Source organism: Pseudarthrobacter sp. NPDC058362 (genome assembly GCF_042723515.1).
GTDB lineage: Bacteria > Actinomycetota > Actinomycetes > Actinomycetales > Micrococcaceae > Arthrobacter.
Genome location: NZ_JBHXIW010000002.1, coordinates 475,444 through 497,499 on the forward strand (window position 1 = coordinate 475,444; position 22,056 = coordinate 497,499).

Annotated in this window: 13 protein-coding genes; 11 read left to right on the forward strand and 2 right to left on the reverse strand. The window is 65.0% G+C overall.

The genetic code is table 11. The features are described from left to right. Positions 1-111: 111 nt before the first annotated feature. The 11 genes from ACFWIX_RS06770 to ACFWIX_RS06820 all read left to right on the forward strand — a co-directional run bounded on the left by ACFWIX_RS06770 (position 112) and on the right by ACFWIX_RS06820 (position 19,536). Positions 112-2,844, forward strand: a complete 2,733-nt coding sequence (locus ACFWIX_RS06770) for a LuxR C-terminal-related transcriptional regulator (protein WP_377215344.1) — start codon at positions 112-114, stop codon at positions 2,842-2,844. A 31-nt stretch (positions 2,845-2,875) separates the two neighbouring features. Then, entirely contained in the window at positions 2,876-5,485 is a 2,610-nt protein-coding gene (locus ACFWIX_RS06775; protein WP_377215345.1) for a LuxR C-terminal-related transcriptional regulator, read from the forward strand. 326 nt (positions 5,486-5,811) lie between these two features. Beyond that, positions 5,812-7,137: a SufS family cysteine desulfurase gene (locus ACFWIX_RS06780; RefSeq protein WP_377215346.1), complete on the forward strand. Its 1,326-nt coding sequence runs from the start codon at positions 5,812-5,814 to the stop codon at positions 7,135-7,137. A gap of 24 nt (positions 7,138-7,161) precedes the next feature. After that, complete coding sequence (gene sufU, locus ACFWIX_RS06785; RefSeq protein WP_377215347.1) at positions 7,162-7,611, forward strand: Fe-S cluster assembly sulfur transfer protein SufU; 450 nt, start codon at positions 7,162-7,164, stop codon at positions 7,609-7,611. A 384-nt stretch (positions 7,612-7,995) separates the two neighbouring features. Continuing rightward, positions 7,996-8,457: an adenylyltransferase/cytidyltransferase family protein gene (locus ACFWIX_RS06790; RefSeq protein ID WP_377215348.1), complete on the forward strand. Its 462-nt coding sequence runs from the start codon at positions 7,996-7,998 to the stop codon at positions 8,455-8,457. Beyond that, the gene (locus ACFWIX_RS06795; protein WP_377215349.1) at positions 8,454-9,620 is read left to right on the forward strand and encodes a DUF1972 domain-containing protein; all 1,167 of its coding nucleotides are present in this window, start codon (positions 8,454-8,456) and stop codon (positions 9,618-9,620) included. The genes ACFWIX_RS06790 and ACFWIX_RS06795 overlap by 4 nt, the downstream gene beginning before the upstream one ends. Before the next feature lie 5 nt (positions 9,621-9,625). Beyond that, positions 9,626-10,468 carry a CDP-alcohol phosphatidyltransferase family protein gene (locus ACFWIX_RS06800; protein WP_377215350.1) on the forward strand — a complete coding sequence of 281 codons (843 nt, stop codon included), beginning with the start codon at positions 9,626-9,628 and terminating at the stop codon, positions 10,466-10,468. 143 nt (positions 10,469-10,611) lie between these two features. After that, positions 10,612-11,256 carry a hypothetical protein gene (locus tag ACFWIX_RS06805; RefSeq protein ID WP_377215351.1) on the forward strand — a complete coding sequence of 215 codons (645 nt, stop codon included), beginning with the start codon at positions 10,612-10,614 and terminating at the stop codon, positions 11,254-11,256. Between the two features lie 2 nt (positions 11,257-11,258). Then, positions 11,259-12,179 (forward strand): hypothetical protein, encoded by a 921-nt coding sequence (locus ACFWIX_RS06810; RefSeq protein WP_377215352.1) that lies wholly within the window; start codon positions 11,259-11,261, stop codon positions 12,177-12,179. 242 nt (positions 12,180-12,421) lie between these two features. Next, complete coding sequence (locus ACFWIX_RS06815; protein ID WP_377215353.1) at positions 12,422-16,705, forward strand: PKD domain-containing protein; 4,284 nt, start codon at positions 12,422-12,424, stop codon at positions 16,703-16,705. 11 nt (positions 16,706-16,716) lie between these two features. Then, positions 16,717-19,536: a PKD domain-containing protein gene (locus tag ACFWIX_RS06820; RefSeq protein WP_377215354.1), complete on the forward strand. Its 2,820-nt coding sequence runs from the start codon at positions 16,717-16,719 to the stop codon at positions 19,534-19,536. A 94-nt stretch (positions 19,537-19,630) separates the two neighbouring features. Here the strand turns inward: ACFWIX_RS06820 and ACFWIX_RS06825 are convergent, their stop codons facing one another. Together ACFWIX_RS06825 and ACFWIX_RS06830 are read right to left on the reverse strand one after the other, a co-directional pair. After that, entirely contained in the window at positions 19,631-20,668 is a 1,038-nt protein-coding gene (locus tag ACFWIX_RS06825; protein ID WP_377215355.1) for a hypothetical protein, read from the reverse strand. Between the two features lie 96 nt (positions 20,669-20,764). Continuing rightward, the gene (locus ACFWIX_RS06830; protein ID WP_377215356.1) at positions 20,765-22,033 is read right to left on the reverse strand and encodes a hypothetical protein; all 1,269 of its coding nucleotides are present in this window, start codon (positions 22,031-22,033) and stop codon (positions 20,765-20,767) included. Between the last annotated feature and the right edge of the window lie 23 nt (positions 22,034-22,056).

Here is a 22,056-nt window from a genome sequence, read left to right on the forward strand (position 1 = left end):
ACTTTAGGCCGTTCGGCCCTGTCTTGATGTCACAGGGTGGGGGTACTCTACTTCCTATGCGGGGGAGCAATGGGGCTAACCTCCGCTACCGGGGACGTAGGGGACGAGTTCATGTCAAACGAGCCACTCAGTTGGGGACGTGGGTTAGCGCTCCACAGCGTCGGGTTACGTAGCCGGGCTTCTTCGGCGCCCGAGGTTCCACACTGGTCAGCACCTGCCCGTAGCGCCAATCTCGAGGCGGTCCGGGCGGCACTCACGCGCGAAGGCTCGCTCGGCGCCGTCATCACCGGGCCCCGCGGAGTGGGGAAATCATCGTTGGCGCGTGCCGCCGTCGCTGACCTTGGCCAGGATGCCTGGCCGCTCCAGTTACGCTGCGGGCCCGCCGGCGCCGCCACACCTTACGGCTGCCTGTCCTTCCTCCTGGCACGACTGCCGCAGGCCTACATGGGATCGCCGACCGCCATTCTTCGGGGCATCACCTCCCTGATCCGTTCCGACGCAGGGGGCAGGCAGTGCGTCATCACGCTGGACACCTGCGGGGCCATTGACGACATGAGCGCCGGCGTGCTCCTGAACGTGCTCATGACCGGAACGGCCAGGATCGTGGCCGTGGCGCCCAGGAGCAGCGACCTTCCCGTGGACTTCCACTGGCTGCTCGCCGACCGCCGGCTGAGCGAGGTCCGGCTGGACAACCTCAACGAACTGCAGACCCGGCAGGTGCTGCTTTCGCTCCTGGGCCACAAGGTATCTTCCTCACTGGTCACCACCTGCCACCACATGGTGGGCGGTAACCCGCTTCTCCTCAAGGCCCTCGTCGCCGAGCAGCAGCTGTCGGGCAACCTGGTGCTCTCCGATTCGGTCTGGACGCTCCGGGACAAAATCGTCCTGGACGGGGCCGCCAGCCTGGAGGACATCGTCCGGTCGCGCTGGTCCAGGGAAACGCCGGAGGCCCGCAACGTCATCGAAATGCTCGCCTGCGCGCGAAGGGTGGAGCTGACCAGGCTCAGCGCACTTTTCGGCGCAGACGTGGTGGCGGACATGGAGGATGCCGGACTCCTCGACATCGATTGCTCGGAACACCGTTGGGTCTCGCTACGGGAAAAATACATCGGCGACGTGGTCCGCACCTGGCTGGGCATAGCGCGCCGGCGCGAACTCCGAGCATTACTGCTGGAGGGCGAGGAGCCGGACCCCGCCGGCATGACCGTCCAGGAACTGATGGCATTCGCCGCGTGGACACATGAGTGTGAGGCGGAGCTGGCTCCGGCGCTGGCGCTCGCCGCGGCCGATGCCGCTGTGCAGCTGTTCGACCCGAGGTTTGCCCTCACCTATGCCGATATGCTCCGCAGGGCGGACCCCGAATGGGTGCCCGGACAGCGCCGGAAAGCCGCTGCGTACCTGCAATTGGACCTGCCACTGCAGGCCATGGCTGCCCTGGAAGAGGTGTCCCGGCCGGAGCTGGACGGCCTGGACGTGGTGGAGTACGCCGAGGTAATCGCGGCCAAATGCCGGACCATGCTGTGGCTGCCCGAGCGAACGGCCGCAATACCCGGGCTGCTGGCGCAGGCCCGGCAGCGCATCGGCGCCGCTGCGGACACCCGGTGGCCCGAACCAGCGGCCCGGGCAGTCAACCGGATAGAGCTCAGCAGCCTCGAATATCGGGCCTTCACCGGCGAGTACCCGGCGATGATCCCGGACCTGGAAGCGGCAGCTGACCCCGTGCGGAACCCCGACACGGCGTACCGGATGCATTGCGGAATCCTGCTGATGGGCGCGCTGGCTGTGTCCGGAAGGGAGATGGACGCGCTTAGCCTCATGCGTCAGCTCGGAGGCCAGCTCAGCGACGCTTCGGAGGTGGTGGGACTGCGCGAGCGCTATCACCGGGAGTCCTACCTGGTGCTCCTGCTGGCCGGCCAGTGGCGGCGTTGCGCGGAACTCCTGCCGGCCGAAGAGAACCGGGAACCCAGTTACCTGCCCTCCCGTACTGCCGGTGCAGAACTGGCAGCAGGTATAGCCAACGCCTTCGCCGGCCGCGGCGGGGAGGCCCTGGACCCGCTGGTGTCCGCGGTTGCGCAACTGGAACTCCAGCCCGTCCAGACGCCGCTGCGGACGGCCTATGCGGCCACCGCGCTCGCCTACGCCCAGACCGGCAACTCGGCGCAGGCCCGAAAGTACCTCGCCAAACTGCAGTCCGCCCCTGGCAGGAGCAGCTTCATTGCTGAGACCATCATCGGGTTTTGCGCCATGGTGGCCCGCCGCTGGCTCGGTGATCCGGATGCGGTGAAGGAGCTGAAGGAGCAGGCAGGGCTCAACGCCGCAGCCGGCCGGTACACCATCGCCGGAATTCATCAGCTGGCCGGCACCGTCAATGGAGGAGACGCCGACTTCCGGATCCTGGAGGACATGGCCGGCCACCGCCAGGGACCGCTGGCGGAGGTGTCCCGCCTCATCGCGTCCGGCAGCCGCAGCAAGGACGCGAAAACCCTGCTGGCCGGCGGTGAGCTTGCCGCCACCCTTGAGCTGGACGCCGTGGAGGCGCGCTGCATGGCCCTCGCGGTGGACTTCGCCCGCCACGACGGCGATGCCGCCACCGCGCGGACGGCGCAGGCCCGCCTGGACATCCTCGCGGCGACTGTGGCCCACCTTCCCATTGTTCCCACCAGCGGCAGCCCCCTGCTGACCAGCCGGGAACGCCAAATAGCCCGGCTGGCCGGAGGAGGAGCCTCCAACCGCGACATCGCCCTTGAGATGGGTGTCTCGGTGCGGACCGTGGAGGGACACCTGTACCAGGTGTTCACCAAGCTGGGCGTGACTTCCAGGGGTGATCTGACTGGACTCGTCTAACGGCCGCCGGCCCTCAGGCCCGCACCGCCCCATGGTAGGGCGGCACGAGCCCCTGGACCGGATCTGCACCATCATCCGCAACGGAACCAGCCATGCCGCTTTCATCATGGCCGGCCCCGGAGTTGGGAAGTCGGCCCTCGCCGACGCCGTCGCGGAACGGTTGGATGGCGAGCTGACGGTGGTCAGGGTCCATGGCAGTGCAGCGCTATCTTCCGTGCCCTTCGGAGTCCTTACCCCCTACACCGGAGACCTGAGCGCTGAGGAATCAGTGTCTCCGGTGGCAGTTTTGCGGTCCATCTGGAGTTACTTTGAGGAGCTGCGGGCAGGTAGCAGTGCGCCTGTACTGCTGGTGCTGGACGATGCGCATTACCTGGATGACTCGTCCGCCGCAGTGGTGGCCGACCTGATTGCAGCGGGCTGGGCCAGCGTGGTCGCGGCTGCACGGCCCCGCCCGGGGCTGCCGCAGCCGATGAGTCAGCTCTGGTTCGACGGGCTGGCGGAACGGGTTGATCTCCGGCCACTGGACCGGAACCAGGTCGAAGAGGTCCTGGGCCACATCCTCGACGGGACAGTTCCGGATGCCACGGTTGATGCCATCTGGAATGGCACGGGCGGGAATCCCCGTATCCTCGATGCCCTGCTCCACGACGCCGCCGAGGCCGGGACGCTGGCCAGACGGAACGGCATCTGGATCCTGGTGGGTCCGCTGCCGGCCCACGGTCCCCGGCTGTCGGCCGTGGTGGCCAAGGACCAGCTCCGCCGTCCGCCGGAGGAACAGGAGGCGCTCAGGCTGATCGCCCTGGCCGAACCCATAGGCCGCAAGACTATTGAAGAGGCCAACGGCGCGGCGGTGGTCCGGTCCCTCCTGGACCAGCAGCTGATCGTGGAAACCCAGGGGGTTCCGTCGGAACTCTCGCTGTGGAATGACCTATACGCACGTGCCCTCCGGAATACAGTCTCCGTCTCGCGCAGCCTCCAGCTTTTCGAAAAGACCGCGGCCTGCCGTGATACGTCCGCGCTGCACGGGGAAGGGCGGCTCCGCCACATTGAGTGGGCCCTGGAGTCCGGCGTGGCGGTGCCGGAACCGGACCTTGCCGCCGCCGCCAAGGACGCCGTGGACCGGTACCGCAACCGCAGCGCGGCAGCCCTTGCCGCCCGGGTCCACAGCCCCGCCTTGGCACCCCTTGCCCACGCCATCCAGGCGCGGGCGCTGTACAACGAGGGTGCCTATTCGGACGCCGCGGCGCTGCTGGACGGGTGCGCCGACAGCCTGGCCGGCCATCCCGAGGGACCGGCCGCCATCCTGCTCCGTGCCTGCGCCCACCAGGCAGCAGGGCACACGGCGGAACCGGGCGCAGGGGGTCATCTCGCGGACGCCGGCGGGGTGGACGGGCATCAATGGCCGCAGACCCTGCCGTGGCTGCTGCAGCTAGGGGACCGGGCGGATCCACGCGAGCTCGAAGACGCCATGGACCAGCTTCGGAGCGTTCCGCAGCCGGGCCCCGGCCATGCGGCCGTCCTCGCGGTTGGTAACGCACTGCTGGCCCAGACCCTGGACGGAGCGGGCCGGGCAGTGGACGGGCTCGAAACGGCCCTGATGGCGGCAGCTGAGCTTCCGGCGCTTCATGACAGCCTCTTCTTCTTCCCGGAGTTCGTCCTGGGCAGGCTGGCCGCCACCTACGTTGCCATGGGTGAGTGGGACTCCGCCGAGCACGAAATCAGCAGCTACGCGGCAACGCACGCCGCGGGCGCACCCACGTTCAACGGCAGCCTGCAGATCCTCCGCGGCTACGCCATGCTCCGGCAGGGCCGGATGGAGCGCGCGTACCAGCTGCTGCTGCCGGCGGTGGAGGCGCTTCGGCTGAACGATCCGCTCCTGCTGTTCCGGCTGGGGTCCGCGCTGGGCTTTTACGCGGCAGCGCGCCTGGGGGACGCCGCCCAGGCCAGACGCCTGGAACAGGACTACAAGGAGGCGCCGGCGGGCGGCCCCGCCTACGATCTTGTGGCCGCCGGATACGTGGCCGCCGCTGCCGAATACCTGGCGAGGGACGGAAAGGGGCTGGCTTCCCTGCACACGGTGGCAACCACGGCGGAAGCCTCGGGGAGGACAGGTACCCTGCTGGAGATCCTTGCGATGTGCTGGGACCTAGGGGACAGCTCGGTGATACCGCAGGTGCGCGCCGTGGCCGGCACCGTGCAGGGCAGCTGGGCGGGAGCCCTGCACACCCTGGCAGAGGACTGGGACCAGGCCGCGGGAGATGGCCTGATGGAGACTGCGGCGGCCCTGGAAAGCGCCGGATTCCTGAACCTCGCGCGCGAGGCCTACGCCAGGGCCAGCACCGTGCTCGACGGGGAGGGTGAGCGTCGGCGCTCACGGCAGGCAGTGGCCCAGCGGGAACGCTGCGACCACGAGCTCGGAGAACGGTTCCGGGAGGGCCGCTTCATTGCCGCGGCACCCAGCGTCCACCTGACGCGCCGGGAGCAGGACATCGTGGAACTGGCGGTGCAGGGCCTGACGGACCGCGAGATCGCCCAGCGGCTGATGGTGTCGGTCCGCACCGTGGAGGGCCACCTGTACCGCACGTATGTCAAGCTCGGGGTTCGCAGCCGGGAAGAGCTGGAGTCCGCGCTGCCCAACTAGCGGCGGCGGATCCGTGGCAGCTGCCGCGGGTAACCGGCTGGCGTACCCGTAGTGCATACCCGGATGATTAGAGTACTTCCTACTCGTGTGCCGGCCGGCTTCCCGGTCTTTACTTAAAGCGGAAACGATCTTCCGGCCCCCGGGCCGGTCAAGACGGGGCCGGCGACGACAGAGTCTTCTGAGACCGAGACTCTCCCCCCAGCCGTCGCCGGCCCTCCGCTCCGCGGGTGAAGCCCGGAGCGGCGGTGGCGGCTGCTCCCGGCGGCCGCCACAGCCGTGCTGTGGGACAATTGAATGTCATCCATTGGCAGTTCAAGGAGTCCGTTTTGGCCGTAGTATCAACGCCAGCCACCCTCTCGCCTGCCCTGCCGGCGATGGATAACAGTGAAGTTGCCCGGATCCGGAACGACTTTCCGGTCCTTGACCAGCAGGTCAACGGCCAGCCCCTGGTGTATCTCGATTCCGGCGCCACGTCGCAGAATCCGTTGAGCGTCATTGAAGCTGAGCAGGAGTTCTACGAACAGCGCAACGCCGCCGTCCACCGGGGCGCACACCATTTGGCGGTGGAGGCCACCGAGGTATTCGAGGCCGCCCGCGAGACGATGTCCGCGTTCATCGGTGCGGACTACGCCGAGACGGTGTGGACTTCCAATGCCACCGAGGGCCTGAACCTGGTCAGCTATGCCCTCTCCAATGCCGGGCTGTGGGCTGCGCACGGCCGTGGCGACGCAAGCCTGAAGGATCTGGCACTCGGTCCAGGTGACGAGATCGTGGTCACCGAGATGGAGCACCACGCCAATCTGATCCCGTGGCAGGAGCTCGCCTTCCGGACCGGCGCCACGGTCCGCTTCATCCCCATCGACGACGCCGGCCGGTTGCACATGGATGAGGCCGCCCGGATCATCAACCCCCGTACCCGGGTCCTTGCCTTTACGCACGCATCGAACGTCCTGGGCACCATCAATCCGGTCCATGACCTGGTGGAGCTGGGCCGGAAGGCCGGCGCACTCGTGGTCATGGACGCGTGCCAGTCCGCCCCGCACATGCCCCTGGACGTCAAGGAACTCGACGTGGACTTCGCTGTCCTGTCTGGCCATAAGATGCTGGCACCCACCGGCATCGGCGTCCTCTACGGCAAGCAGGAGCTTCTGGACATCCTGCCGCCATTCCTCACCGGCGGGTCCATGATCACCACGGTCACCATGGATCGGGCCGAATACCTTCCCGCACCCCAGCGCTTCGAGGCCGGCACCCAGCGCATCTCGCAGGCGGTGGCACTCGCCGCGGCCGCGAACTACCTCACCGAGACCGGCCTGGACCGCATCCACCGGTGGGAGTCCGAACTGGGCCAGCGCATGGTTGCGGGTCTCGCGGACCTGCCAGGCATCCGGGTCCTGGGTCCTGGGGCGGGGGAGGAGCGGATTGGCCTGGCCGCCTTCGACGTCGACGGCGTCCACGCGCACGACGTCGGGCAGTTCCTTGACGCGCGCGGCATCGCCGTCCGCGTGGGCCACCACTGCGCCCAGCCGCTGCACCGCCGGCTCGGCCTGACCGCCACCACCCGGGCGAGTGCTTACCTGTACAACACCACCGACGACGTGGACCGCTTCCTGGACGCCGTGTCCGGCGTGCGGGGCTACTTCGGTGCCTAGCAGAGCAGATTCGAAGGTATATCCATGAGCCTTGACCAGCTGTACCAGCAGATCATCCTGGACCATTCCAAAGCCCGCCACGGCAGCGGCCTGGCCGGAACGGCTGCGCCGGAAGGCGCCAGCACCGGGCAGTCGCACCAGCTCAACCCTGTGTGCGGCGATGAAGTCACCCTGCGGCTTGCCGTGGCGGACGGCAAAGTAGCCCAGGTCTCGTGGGACGGGACAGGCTGTTCCATCTCAATGGCCTCCGCCTCGGTGCTCAGCGAACTGGCCGAAGGCATGACGGTGGCGGAACTGCATGAAGTCATTGACAGCTTCAGGGAAGTCCTGCGCTCCCGCGGAAAGGTTGCAGCGGACGCCGAACTCCTTGGCGATGCAGCAGCCTTCGAAGGGGTAGCCCGCTACGCCGCCCGGGTCAAGTGCGCCATGATCTCGTGGGTCGCCGCAGAGGACGCCCTGAACCAGGCGGCATAGGACTTTCGTGCCGACTGTCGGCGTGCCGAACGAACCGTTCCGGCAGCTTTCCGCCTAGGTAGTCATGCCCCGATTGCGCGAGTACAAGTAGGTAACTCTTCCACGCCCAAGACAGGTAGCAATTACCGGTGTAACCGGTCCCTTCGCAAGCTTGACTAGTCCTAACCAGGAACCGAACCCAGCAAAGGGTCTCAGGATGAGTCAGGCCAGGCTATACCCTTTTTTTGTGGACGCCCGCGGCGGCGATAACCGCCTCATCGGGAGGCCCGTACACCGCGGGCTGGCTGGCCGAGTGCCGGGCCACCGCTCTTCTTCTGCCACAGTGCTGCGCCTGCATCCCTTCTCTGCTGGGCTGTTGCCCGATAAAGGCGAAAGGAGGCGGACGTGGGACTCAGAATAGGCTACGCTGCCGGCGCATTTGACCTGTTCCATATAGGTCACCTCAACATCCTCAAGCACGCAAAATCACAGTGTGACTACCTCATCGCCGGTGTGGTGACGGACGAGATCCTGGTCCACGCCAAGGGCCGGTTGCCCGTGGTTCCCTTTGCGGAGCGGCTGGAGATCGTGAGAAACATCACGTATGTCGACATGGCCTACGCTGAGTCGATTTCAGACAAGCTCCTCGTTTGGGAAGAACTTCGGTTCACTGTTTTTTTCAAGGGCGATGACTGGCGTGGAACCCCTCAGGGGAAGAAACTGGAGAAAGCGTTCAGCGAAGTGGGCGTCGAGGTCGTTTACTTTCCCTACACGGTGCACACGTCGAGCTCCGCATTGCGGACTGCTCTCGAACTTATCAATCAACCCGTGGGTACGGCGGGACGCATGCACGAGGCCCCGCGATGAACGGGCTGCGGATAGCCATGATCGGCACGCGGGGGGTCCCCGCCCGCTATGGCGGATTCGAGACCGCCATCGAGGAAATAGGACAGCGGTTGTGCGCACGGGGACATCGGGTGACAGTCTACTGCCGGGATCTGGAGCGGGAAGCTACGCAAGAAACATATCTGGGGATGGACCTGGTGCACTTGCCGGCGCTTCGCAAGCGCTCCCTTGAGACGCTGAGCCACACAGGGCTGTCGGTGACGCATCTGATCCGCCACCGTGTGGACGCGGCCCTTCTGTTCAACGCAGCGAACGCCCCGTACCTTCCGCTCATCCGTGCTGCCGGCATCCCTGTCGCCACGCACGTGGACGGGCTTGAGTGGAAGCGGGCAAAGTGGGGCCCTGCCGGGCGGAAGTATTATCAGCGGGCGGAGGCAATGGCAGTGAAATGGTCCGACGCGCTCATCGCCGACGCGATCGGTATCCAGAACTACTACCGCCGGAAATTTGACGTGGAAACCGTGTACCTCGCGTACGGGGCACCCATACTGTCGACCAGGGCATCGAGCAGGCTCGCGGAACTGGATCTCGAGAGCCGCAGGTACCACTTGGTGGTTGCCCGGTTTGAACCGGAAAACCACCTCCACCTGGTGGTTGACGGATTCGCAAGGAGCGGCGCGAAAGCCCCTCTCGTCGTCGTGGGCTCTGCACCGTACTCCGGCGAATATACCCGGGTCGTGCATGCGCTGGCCGATCATCGGGTGCGTTTTGTGGGTGGCGTCTGGGACCAGGAGCTGCTGGACCAGCTGTACTCAAATGCGATGGTGTATTGGCATGGCCATTCCGTCGGCGGCACCAATCCTTCCCTGTTGCGCGCCATGGGGGCTGGCGCACCCACCAATGCCTTCGACGTCGATTTCAACCGTGAAGTCCTGGGCGATGCAGGCCGGTATTTTTCCTCCCCGGAGGACGTGGCACAGCTCGCCTCCGAAGCCGAAAATGTGCGCCCGGAACTCGCCGCGCGGGGCCTCCTTGGCCAGCAGATGGCCCGCCGCTACGACTGGGACGTGGTTACGGACGGTTACGAGCGGCTTTGCCTGGAACTCGCTGCGGCAAAGAGGAAGGCTCCCCGCCACCGCGTTGCGAACCGCGGCGTTCCATGGGTGACAGGAGCCAGGAAATGACGGTCATGGATTCAAAGTTCCCGGGGGAAGCCGGTTCCGGAGGGGCCCGCCCAGGGTATGTCGCCACCGTGCGCCGCTTGGCCGCCGCGCAAAAAGCGGCGGCCCGCAGCGCCCCTGCCTACTCGCGTTTCATCAACAGGAGGCTGGGCCGGCTGTTTGCCGCCGCTGCGTTTATCGCCGGGCTGACACCCAACGCCGTCACAGCAGTCAGCGCACTCTTCACGTTCGCCGGCATCCTGGCTTTGACAATGTTTCCGCCAAGCTGGCTCCTGGGCATCGTTGTTTCCGGATGCCTGGTAGTGGGCTATGCACTCGACTCCGCTGACGGCCAGGTAGCCCGCCTCCGTGGTACTGGCTCCCCGGCGGGAGAGTGGCTGGATCACATGGTTGATGCAGTCAAGACCTCAATGCTGCCGTTGGCGCTCGCGGTTGCGCTGTACCGGTTCGACGCCGTGCAGCCGGGTTGGCTTCTGGTTCCGCTCGGCGCCGCGGTAGTGTCCGCTGTTCTGTTCTTCTCGATGATCCTTACCGAGCAGCTGCGAAAGCAGAGCGGTACGGGGCCGGTCGCAGCACGCGCGGCAGGACCCTCGTGGTTGCGTTCACTTCTGGTGGTTCCGATGGATTACGGGGTGCTCTGCCTGACGTTCCTTTTCTACGGAGCCATACCCGTATTCATGACGGTTTATACCGTGATAGCGGCCGCCACCGCGGCTTTCCTGATCCTTGCCTCCATAAAGTGGTTCAGGGAACTCTCGTCGGTTCCCCGTAAACCCCCCGGCAGTACGGGACGGCACTTGCGCAGCGTTGATGCACCGCTGGAACACCAGGCATTGGACGTGACGCCGTGAGCAGGCTTTTTCAAGATCCGGCCCGGAAGCCAGGCGCTGCGGGCCCGGGCCGCCGATCGCGTGCCTGGAAAGCAAGTGCCGGTGCCCTGGCATTGCTTCTCTTCGCCGGTGTTTCCTGGGCGGCAACAAATGGATTTGTCCAGATGCCGCAGCCGGAGGCGGCAGGCGCCCTCCAAACCCCGGAGACATCCGCGGCAGCGACCGACCCGCCGGCCACGGTGCTGCCGGAACAAACAGCCGCTGCACGTCCAGGGTCAACACGGCCGTCCGTGCCGGGACCTGGATCAACACAAGCCAGCACGGGCAGCGAGGTCCCGTCGGACGCGGCGCCAGCACCGGTGGACCGCAGGGGCCGGAGCGAGAAGCAGCTGGCCGAAATCCCACAACCGGTGGCGTCCGCAGTGGCGCTGGACGCCAAAAAGACAGTGAGGCATGGTGTCTCCGCTGCCGTCGGCGCGTTGGAGGCAGTACAAGGGGAAGCCCAAGGTGTAGGCGAAATTGCCGGCCCCGCACTGCGGTTCAGGGTGACGATCACGAACGAGACGCAAATGGATTTGTCCCTGGCCGGTGTGCTGGTGAACGTCAGCTTTGGCGCGGATGAACTGCCCGCCGGGGAACTCAGCGGACCCGGTACCGCCCCATTCCCGGCCTCCGTACCACCCGGGGGTACCGCCGAGGCAGTCTATGTCTTCTCGGTGCCCGAAGATTCCCGTGATGCTGTGCGGATCTACTTCAGCCTGGACGCCGAAACACCCATAGCGGCATTCGCCGGGAAAGCACCGGACTGAAAATGACGGCATCAGGAGGAATCGGCAGCCTGGTGCCGCCATTGCGCCTGCGTGCTGCAGTTCGTCGCGGACGCAAGGGCTGGAAACGTCTGGCGGCCCACGGCAGTGCTCTCTGCCTGCGGTCCTTGAACCTGTTGTCGCAGGCACCGGTCACCGGGTCAGCTCCCGTTGTGGTTTCGATGACCACCCACGGAGAACGGATCCACACCGTCTCAATAGCGCTTGAATCCATAGCGTCCGGTCGGGTCCGGCCGCGAAGGCTTCTCCTGTGGCTCGATTCCGAGGCTCTCATGGCTGACCGGCCGGCAGCTGTCCGTCGACTGGAGAGCCGGGGGCTGGAGGTGCTGCTTACATCGAACTATGGGCCGCACACAAAGTACTACCCATACGTCGCGGGAACAGACCACCACACTCTTCCCCTCGTCACGGCCGACGATGACATCATCTATCCCCGCTCGTGGCTGGATCTCTTGATAAGGGCCCATCATGCGGATCCGGAAGCCGTTCACGGTCACTGGGTTAACGTCATGCAGGTCAGGGCGTCACGTGTTGTCCCTTACAGCGATTGGCGGCGTGCGCGGGACACAGGCGCCGCCGGCGGAAACTTCGCGCTCGGGGTTTCGGGTGTGATCTATCCGCCCGCCATGCTGGAAGAACTTAGGCGTCAGGGGGACGGTTTCCTCGCAGCCGCGCCCGGCGCTGACGATATCTGGCTGCACCGGACGGCTTTGCGGGCGGGTATCCCTGTCCGTCAGGTCCGCACCGCGCCGCGCCACTTCCCAATTATTCCAGGCAGCCAGGAGAGTTCCCTGATGGCAGAGAACGTGGGGAACCGCCGCAACGACTTTCTCATCACTGGCCTGTACGCGGCCGATGACATCCTGGCGATCGCCACGAACGGCGACCACCAGTTGCCAAAGTAAAGGGGACTACCGTGGTTTCGCAAGCAACGCCTTCCATTCCGGCCACCGCGACTGGACGCGACACAATCCCAAGGCACGCGTTCAGGACCGTCGATGAGCTCTTGCGCAAAAGCGTCGCTGCTGTGCTCGGGGTTGCTCTTGCCATATCCCTGGCGGTGACGGGTTCCTTCCCTTCATTCGCCGATTCGTCTCCCCTGGATCCCACCAGCCCGTCCACACCTGTGACAGTCTCGGCCGACGCCTTGCCCACACCCCAACATAACGGCGTGGCCTGGGTGCAGCTCGTCATCGGAAACACGGTCTTTGTTGGCGGTGACTTCTCGCGTGCCCGGCCAGCCGGCGCGGCGGCGGGCACCAACGAGGTGGTCCGGGAGAACATACTCGCGTACAACCTGACCACCGGCGAGCTCCTGCCCTTTGCCCCGTCCCTCAACGGAGAAGTGACGGCGCTCGCAGCGTCTCCGGATGGATCCAGGCTCTACGTCGGAGGTTCGTTCACTTCGTTTAACGGCGCCAAGGTCTGGCGCGCCATAGCACTCAATCCCGTAACCGGCGCTCTCAACCTCGGTTTCCTGCCCAAGATGTCCGCTTCAGTGCGGGCCATCGTCGCTACGGCAGACACGGTCTTTTTGGGGGGACTGTTCAACGGCGTGGGATCCGTAAGCCGTGACCGTCTGGCCGCCGTCAGTGCAACTGACGCGTCACTGCTGCCGTGGAATCCGGTTGCGTCAGGCGGGCGGGTGAATGCGCTGGCACTTTCTCCGGATGGGGCTAGCATGGTGGTAGGCGGCGCGTTCACCTCCCTCAACGGATCGACCAACCCCGGGTATGGACTGGGCAAAGTGGATACCAACCTTGGGGCTCTCCAGCCCTTCCAGATCAACAATATTGTCCGTAACGGCGGCACCAGCGGTTCCATCACCAGCCTTGCCACGGACGGAGCCAACGTGTACGGCTCCGGCTACACCTTCGGGCGCTCCAGCACACTCGAGGGAATTTTCTCGGTGAAATGGTCTGACGACACCACCTCTTGGCTGGAGGACTGCCATGGGGATACTTATTCCGTCCAGCCCATCGGCGACGTCGTCTACGCCGCCGGCCATGCCCACTACTGCGGAAACGTCGGCGGCTTTCCGCAGGAGGAGCCGTGGCAATTCAGCAGGGGAATTGCCTTTAGCCGGGCAGCCACGGGCGTTGTAAGCCCTGAAAGCCATGGGTACACAAACTTCGCGGGCAACCCGGCCCCCTCACTCTTGAACTGGTTCCCCATCATGAACGCCGGCACATTCACGGGTCAGGACCAGGGGCCCTGGACCGTTGCAGGAAGCGCCGACTACGTGGTCATGGCAGGGGAATTCACCATCGTGAACAACCAGCCCCAGCAAGGGATGACCCGTTTTGCGAAGAGCAGCATTGCCCCGAACGCCCGGGGGCCACGGGTTACGGGGCAGAACTTCAACCCCACCCTTTCCACCCCCGCGGCAGGCGAGGTGCGGGTGCGGTGGCAGGCAAACTGGGACCAAGATAACGCGAACCTAACCTATGACGTAAGGCGCAACGGGGCAGTAGTCGCCACCTTCAACCAAGCTTCGACCTTCTGGAAGCGCCCTGGCATGACATTCACCGATACTGGCTTGGTCCCGGGGGAAAGCTACGGCTACCGGATCTTTGTCCGTGACCCGTTTGGAAACGAGGCCCGGAGTGACACCGTAACCATCGACGCCGTGGGGTCAGTGGCGCCTGCGGGCTCTTACGCCGGACAGGTGCTGGCTGACAACCCGGTAAATTACTGGCGGCTCGGGGAAAGCTCCGGTGCCACAGCGGTGGACCTGGCTGGAAGGGACGATCTCGTCGTCCGGCCCGGTGTCACGTTCGGGGCTGCCGGTGCCCTGAACGGAGAAACGAACACCGCTGCGGCGTTCAACGGCACTGCTGACGCCGTTGCCGGCAGTCCCACCCTGGTCTCCCGCCCCGGTAGCTTCACCACAGAAGCCTGGATCAGGACCAACAGCATTAGCGGTGGAAGAATCATCGGTTACGGCAACACAGTGACCGGAGTGTCAGCGGACTACGACCGCCATGTTTATATGGACAATCTTGGCCGGATCTTCTTTGGCGTCCGTCCGGCGGGCAGCACCGGAACCCGGCTCACTGTCAACACCACTTTGGTCTTTAACAACAACCTGTGGCACCACGTGGTGGCAACGTTGGGTCCCAACGGCATGCAGATAGTTGTGGACGGGACAGTCAGGGCCGGCAGGACCGATGTCACGGCGGCCTGGCCCTTCGACGGCTACTGGCGCGTTGGCGGGGACAACCTCTCGAACTGGCCCAGCCGGCCGACAAGCCGCTACCTCACCGGGCAGATCGACGACGTCGCCATTTACCCCGGCGTGCTGCCGCTGTCCCGGATACAGGCACACTATGTTGCCTCAGGCCGTACCGTCGACGCCCCGCCCGCGCCGCCGACGGCGGCATTCACGGCGGAGACCGACGGCCTGACTGTTAACGTGGACGGCACTGCCTCCTCGGATGCCAACGGGCCTATTGCCGCCTATGACTGGAAGTTCGGTGACGGCGCCACGGGTACCGGAGTCAAGGCCAGCCACACCTATGCCGCTGGCGGTACCTACACCATCCAGCTGACCGTGACCGACAACACGGGCAATAAGCACAGCACCACCAAGGCCGTCACCGTGACTGCACCACCGGCCAACAAGGTGCCGGTCGCTTCGTTCACTGCTGATGTAGCAGACCTGACAGCCTCCCTGGACGGGTCCGGCTCGTCCGATCCGGACGGCACCATCGCCGGCTATACCTGGGATTTTGGGGACTCCACGACCGGGACCGGAGCCACTGCCACCCACACCTACGCGGAGGCGGGCACGTATGCGGTGAAGCTCACCGTCACCGACGATGATGGCGCCACGGGCGCCGTCACGAAGAGCCTTACGGTCACGGCTCCCGCTGCCGGCACGGTCTTGGCAGCAGATGCCTTCGGCCGGTCTGCAACAGGAGGCTGGGGTACCGCGGACACTGGCGGTGCCTGGACGGTGGCGGGCGGTAACACGAACTTCGCCGTCAACAATGGTTCGGGGGCGGCCACGTTGGGAGCAGCCGGTGCCAGCCGAAGTGCGTTCCTTGAGGACGTTTCAACCGCTGCCTTCGACGGGCGCATCACCTTGTCCGCCGATAAGGTGGCCAACGGTGGCGGAATGTTCGCCTCGCTGCTTGGAAGGCGCGTGAGCAGCAACGACTACCGGGCGAAGGTCAAGATCGCCGGCAACGGCGCGGTATCCCTCTACCTGACGCGCGTGGTCAATAACGCGGAAACCACCATAGCCGGACCACTGAACATCTCCGGGCTGACGATGGCGGCCAGCGATCCCCTGGTCCTTCGGCTGAGGCTGGAAGGTACAGGCCCCACCGCCGTCAGCGGCAAGGTTTGGCGGGCGTCCGGAGCCGAGCCAACAACTTGGCAGCTCACCGTCAATGACTCCACAGCTGCCTTGCAGGCGGCTGGCGCAATGGGTGTCGTAGCCTATCTTTCCGGGTCTGCCACCAACGCCCCCGTGGTAATGCGATTCGATGACCTGTCAGTCACCGCCGGCGGGGCGCCCGTGGCTAACGCTGCACCTGTTGCCAGTTTCACCTCAACCGTCAGTGGGCTTTCCACGTCCGTGGACGGCAGCGGTTCTACGGACAGCGACGGCACCATCGCAGGCTATGCCTGGGACTTCGGGGACGGAAGCAGCGGAACGGGATCGACGGCGTCGCACGCCTACGCAGCAGCCGGAACATACAGCGTCACACTGACGGTGACGGACGACGACGGCGCCACCAGTTCGGTGACCCAGCCAGTCGCTGTGTCCGAGGGAGCTCTGGTGGGCGTTCTGGCTGCCGACGCGTTCGGCCGAACCTCGGCTTCCGGCTGGGGGAATGCGGATACCGGAGGGCCCTGGAGTATTGGTGGCGGCGGACCGGCCAGTTACACCGTGGGCAGCGGCGTCGGCACCATGGTTCTGGGTGCAGCAGGGACCCTGCGCCAGACAACCCTCGCTGACCTCTCTCTGACGGCCGCGGAAATCCAGGTGAAGGTGTCACAGGACCGGATCGCCAACGGCGGAGGTTCCTTCCTGGGTGTCGTGGGACGCAAGGTCAGCGCTGATGAATACCGGGCCAAACTGCGTATTTTTGCTAACGGCGGCACCGCGCTCTATCTAACGCGTGTTTCCGGCGGGGCTGAAACCACCCTGCAGTCTGTCTCTGTGCCCGGCCTGACGGTGGCGGCCAATGATGACCTGCAGCTTCGATTGCAGGTCTCAGGTACCAGCCCTACCGCTATCAGGGCGAAAGTGTGGCGGGACGGTGCGGCGGAACCGTCCGACTGGTTGCTGACTGCCAGTGATACCACGGCGTCGCTGCAGTCGGCTGGAACCAGCGGCCTCATGTCTTATCTCTGGGGGACGGCGACCAACTTCCCGGTCGTCGCGCGATTTGATGACTTCACCGTGAAATCACCCTAAGGAGCAAAGAAATGGCCCTCCACCCAGAGGCGGCCGCAGATGCAGTACAGAGGAGCAGCGCCAAACGGGCCGTGACAGCGGTCGCCGTCTGGCTGCTGCTCCTCTCCAGCGTTTTGCTCGGAACGCCGGGCTACGCGGACTCAGCACCCATCGATCCAAGCGACCCTAAAACTCCGGTTACCGTGACGGCCGACAGCCTGCCCACCGCACAGCACGATGGAGTGGCTTGGCAGGCCGCGATCATCGGAAACACCGTGTACGTGGCCGGAAAGTTCAGCACCGCCAGACCCTACGGATCCGCCCCGGGCAGCAACACCGTTTCCCGCGCTAACCTCCTTGCTTTCAACCTCGCTACAGGGCAGCTGCTGCCATGGGCGCCCTCGCTCAACGCACAGGCACTGAGCATTGCAGCCTCTCCGGATGGATCCCGGATCTATGTCGGAGGTGATTTCACCTCCGTCAACGGAGTCCAGCGCTGGCGGGTAGCAGCCTTGGACCCCGCAACGGGTGCGCTCATCCCATCCTTTGCGCCGAAGATGGCGGCCAGCGTCAGGGCCATTACAGTGACCAACAGCACTGTGTGGATGGGCGGAACATTCACCTCCGTCGGGTCGGTTTCCAGGATGCGCCTCGCGGCCGCGGACGCAGGCACGGGCGCACTGCTCCCGTGGGCACCCCAAGCCGCTAACGGGAGGGTGAACGCACTGGTGCTCTCGCCCGAAGCCGGCCGGGTGGTGGTCGGCGGCGCCTTTACAACGCTGAACGGCTCCAACAGGCCCGGTTACGGACTCGGCATGGTCAACGCTTCCACGGGTGCCACTTTGGCCATCCAGGCCAACGACGTGGTCCGCAATGCCGGCACGGATTCTGCCATCCTCGGGCTATCCACCGACGGCACCACCTTCTACGGTGTGGGCTACATTTATGGAACCGGCGGCAACCTGGAGGGCGCATTCGCGGCGAACTGGTCAGATGCCAGGATCAAGTGGGTGGAGGACTGCCATGGCGACTCATACGGGGCCTTTGCCAACAACACCGCCGTCTATGTTGCCGGCCATCCCCATTACTGCGGCAACTTCGGTGGGTTCCCCGAGACAAGCCCCCGCACCTGGCACCGCGCGGTGTCCTTCAGTAAAGCCGCCACGGGCACCCTGGTGAAGGATCCCTACGGCTATCCCTCTTTCACCGGACAGCCTGCACCCTCCATGTTGAACTGGTTCCCGGATATGGATACCGGGACTGCCAGCGGACAAAGCCAAGGCCCGTGGGCTGTCACAGGCAACAACAGTTATGTGGTGATGGTAGGGGAATTCCGCAACGTGAACCAGAGCCCGCAGCAGGGCCTGTCGCGCTTCGCAGTCAAGGAAATTGCGCCGAACGACCAGGGGCCCAGGGTGTCAGGGGCCGGCTTTATGCCGACGCTCACCAGCCCCGGGGCGGGCCAGGTGCGTGTGCAGTGGCAGTCCAACTGGGACCGTGACAACTCGAACCTGACCTACACCGTCCTGCGGAACGGGGCACCGGCACATACGGTTTCCCAACTCTCTACCTTCTGGCAGCGCCCCACGCTGACGTTCAATGACAGCGGTCTGGCCGGGGGGACACACAGCTACCGGATCAGGGTTACCGATCCGCTCGGGAACACGGTCACGGGGGACAGCAGGACGATTTCCATTGCCGGGTCCAGCAACCAGCCGCCCGTGGCCAGCTTTACCGCCTCGGCCAGCGGTCTCACGGTCAATGTCAACGGCTCCGCATCCTCGGATCCGGACGGCAGCATCAGTTCCTACGCCTGGGCGTTTGGAGACGGTGCCGCCGCCACTGGCGCCACCGCCAGCCACACCTACGCCGCAGCCGGCACTTTCACCATCAGCCTGACGGTCCGGGACAACAGCGGAGCCAGTAGCAGTACCTCCCGGACTGTGACTGTCAGTTCCGGCGCCAATCAGGCACCGTCTGCGTCCTTCACTGCTTCAGCAAGCGGACTCACCGCGGCCGTCAACGCTTCGGAATCTTCGGATCCGGACGGCAGTATCAGTTCATACAGTTGGGACTTTGGCGACGGAGGGAAGGCCGCCGGTGTTACCGCGGAACGCACCTACGGCGCTGCGGGAACGTACACCATCACGTTGACAGTGACCGACAACGACGGCGCCACCGCCAGCACGGCACGGACGGTAACGGTGTCGTCGACGCCGGGAACGGCGTTCGCCTCCGATGCCTTCGGCCGGACGGTGCCCTCAGGCTGGGGGACTGCTGACACTGGAGGGACGTGGTCACTGAACGGGTCGTCGTCGTACTTCTCTGTTGGAAACGGGGTGGGCGCCATTAGCCTGGCGGCGAGCCGCGGACCCTCAGCCTACCTTCCAGGAGTGTCGGTGACGGGCGCCGATACCGCGGTGACGCTCTCCCTCGACAGGATCGGCAACGGCGGCGGAACATTCATGGGAGTGGCCGGCAGACGAGTTAGCAGCAACGAGTACCGGGGCAAGCTCAAGGTGGCCGCCAATGGCGCCGTGACCGTGCAGATCACCCGGTTTGCCGGCGGCAATGAAGCCACGCTGGGCCAGGTTTCGGCAGGGTTCTCCATTGTCGCTGGGCAGACTGTGAGCGTGCGCGTCCAGGTGACAGGTGCTTCGCCCACCACTATCAGAGTCAAGGCGTGGGAGACTGGAAAGGCAGAGCCAGGAGGCTGGATGCTGACGGCGACTGACTCCACGGCGGCACTGCAGACGGCCGGTTCCGTTGGGCTGCTGGCGTACCTGTCCGGTTCCGCGACCAATGCACCCGTGGTTGCACGCTTCGACGATTTCACGGCAGAGCCTTTATAACACGGCCGCCGGGAAGGCACGCAGGACACGGATTGCCCGTGCCCTGCGTGTTCTGCGGCATCCCAGCCTGCGGTGCCGCAGCAGCGGACAGCTTTCAGCTGTCGTAACGGATGCCCAGGTCCCTGCCTTCCCTGAGGTAGGTGTTGTTGTCTTCCCAGCGGTTGTAGAGGAGGCCGGTCACTTTGCTTCGGGAGCGGCTGATGATGCGGATAGGGTACTTCGAGCCATTGCCGAAGTCGTACTGGTTGCGTCCCAGGAAGTTGCTCTGGACCGTCACGACGATGTCGCTGTATTTGCTTCCCACTGCGATGTTGATGCTGGTCTGGCCATCATCCACCCAGTTCCTGCGGACCAGTACGTTGGCGAGCTTGGCCACGTTCTGCTGGAGCATGATGCCGATACCGCCGTGGGATCCCCGGGGATTGGGTGCGCTCCCCGCACCGGTCACCGCGGATGCCACCACGGTGTTGCCCACAATGCGGATGTTTTCGCCGCCCTGCACCTGGATGCCGTCGTTATGGGTGCCGTCGGAGTGCGCCGGGTCGTAGCTCCAGTAGGTGAGCTCATTGATGTAGTTGCCCTCGATGGTGACGTTGGCCTGCACAGGACCGCCCGGGCGGTTGAACACTCCGAGACCGTCGTTGGTCCGCTTGATGCGGTTTCGACGGGCCGTGTATTCGTGGCCGACTATTCCGTCGCGGTAGTAGCTGGGGCGGTCGGGGATGATGGTGCAGTCCTGGACGAGGAGGTTGTAGCAGTTTGCGCTGTTGGCATCCACGATGCCCGTGTTGGAGCCCGGGATGTGCTTACCGCCCCGGAGACGGCAGTTGCGGATGACGACGTTTCGGGCCCGGACTTTGATGTCGCCGTAAATGTCCAGGTTTTCCAGGACTGTACCGTCACGGCTGATGATCAGGTCCGCGCTGGAGGTGTTGTAGGGCTTTAGCACCGTTCCGGTCAAAACGCCGGTGGTCGCGTTGCTCGGCTTGTATTCGCCATAGACCAAGCTGTCGCGGCTGGTGGCTGCCGTGGCGGGCTGGGCTGCGCCATAACCGGCCACGAGGGTGCCGAGGGCGCCTGTAAAGCCGAGCCCCAGGGCACGGCGTCGGGTGAGGGTTTTCGTTGAGTTCATGACTATTCCTTTTTCAAGAACACGCGGGCAGGCATTAAGCGTCTGCAGCGCGGTGGCGCACGTCGGCTTGAGACCCCTGTCCCGCGTTGGGGTGGACTAGCTGTTGTAGCGGATGCCGCCGTCGCGGCCTTCAACGAGCAACGCCAGGGTGTCGGCCCAGCGGTTGCTGTCCAGACCATATACGGTGCTTGCCGCGCGACTGATGATTCGGATCGGGTATGTTGAACCGTTTCCAAAGTCGTATTGGTTCCGGCCCAGGTAATTGCTTCGGACGGTCACCGTGATATTCGCGTACTTGCCGTGGGCGATGTTGATCGATGTCTGCCCGTCGTCCACCCAGTTGTTCTCCACTACGACGTTGGCCAACTTGGCTACGTTCTGCTGGAGCATGATGCCGATACCGGCGTGGTCGCCGCGGGGGTTGGGCCCGGACCCTTCCCCGAGGACGGCGTTGGCCACGACGTTGTTCCCGGCGAGGCGGATATTCTCGCCGCCTTGGACCTGGATCCCATCATTGTGGGTGCCGTCGCTGTGGGCAGGGTCGTAGGACCAATAAGTGAGCGAGTGGATGTAGTTGGCTTCAGCCCTCACATTCGCTGCCGCTGGTCCGCCGGGGCGGTTGAAGATCCCCAGCCCATCGTTGGTGCGCTGGATGTGGTTCCGCAGGGCGGCGTAGTCGTGGCCCACAATCCCGTCGCGGTAGTAGGACGGCTTGTCCGGAATGATCGTGTTGTCGTGGACAACCAGGTTCGCTACAGCTGCATTGTTGGCGTCGATGATGCCAGTGTTGCTCCCTGGAGTGTGCCTGCCGCCGTGGAGCCGGCTGTTCTTGATGGTGACATTCGCGGCACGGACTTTGATATCGCCGTAAATTTCCAGCCCGTCAAGTACGGTGCCGTCACGGGTGATCACCAGATCAGCGCCTGACGTGTTGTAGGGCACCAGTGCAGTTCCTGCAGGAACGCCGGTGTTCTCAGCCGATGGCTGGTATGTTCCCGGGACTAGGGCTGTACGTTCAGCGGCGGCAGGTTGGGGCGCTGCTGAAGCCTTTATGTTGCCCTGCGGCATCAGGGTCGGTGCCGGTACGGCTGCTTCCGCGGGAGCGGCTTCTTCCGTTACAAGGCTCGATGCACTATCGGCATCCCCGGCTGCATCCTCCGCGGTCGCGGAAGGCTTGGGAGTGCCGGGCTTCTCGGCAATATCACTGGCGTCCTGCGAGGACTGAATATCGGGAGGAACCAAACCGGCTGTGCCCATGCTGGCAGGCTGGGCGCAGCCAGCCAGGGCGAGTGCTGCCGCCGTGATGATGGACGCGCTGAAGGGCAGCGCAATCCTTCCATTTTTCTCTGGTGTCTGTCTTGCCATGGTGCAACAACCTCTACGTTTCG

What these genes read in the sequence shown, in the direction of transcription:
- ACFWIX_RS06770 (WP_377215344.1), top strand. Translation starts at nt 112, where the DNA reads ATGTCAAACGAGCCACTCAGTTGGGGACGTGGGTTAGCGCTCCACAGC.
- ACFWIX_RS06775 (WP_377215345.1), top strand. Translation starts at nt 2,876, where the DNA reads ATGGTAGGGCGGCACGAGCCCCTGGACCGGATCTGCACCATCATCCGC.
- sufU (WP_377215347.1), top strand. Translation starts at nt 7,162, where the DNA reads ATGAGCCTTGACCAGCTGTACCAGCAGATCATCCTGGACCATTCCAAA.
- ACFWIX_RS06795 (WP_377215349.1), top strand. Translation starts at nt 8,454, where the DNA reads ATGAACGGGCTGCGGATAGCCATGATCGGCACGCGGGGGGTCCCCGCC.
- ACFWIX_RS06800 (WP_377215350.1), top strand. Translation starts at nt 9,626, where the DNA reads ATGGATTCAAAGTTCCCGGGGGAAGCCGGTTCCGGAGGGGCCCGCCCA.
- ACFWIX_RS06805 (WP_377215351.1), top strand. Translation starts at nt 10,612, where the DNA reads ATGCCGCAGCCGGAGGCGGCAGGCGCCCTCCAAACCCCGGAGACATCC.
- ACFWIX_RS06810 (WP_377215352.1), top strand. Translation starts at nt 11,259, where the DNA reads ATGACGGCATCAGGAGGAATCGGCAGCCTGGTGCCGCCATTGCGCCTG.
- ACFWIX_RS06820 (WP_377215354.1), top strand. Translation starts at nt 16,717, where the DNA reads ATGGCCCTCCACCCAGAGGCGGCCGCAGATGCAGTACAGAGGAGCAGC.
- ACFWIX_RS06825 (WP_377215355.1), bottom strand. Translation starts at nt 20,668, where the DNA reads ATGAACTCAACGAAAACCCTCACCCGACGCCGTGCCCTGGGGCTCGGC.
- ACFWIX_RS06830 (WP_377215356.1), bottom strand. Translation starts at nt 22,033, where the DNA reads ATGGCAAGACAGACACCAGAGAAAAATGGAAGGATTGCGCTGCCCTTC.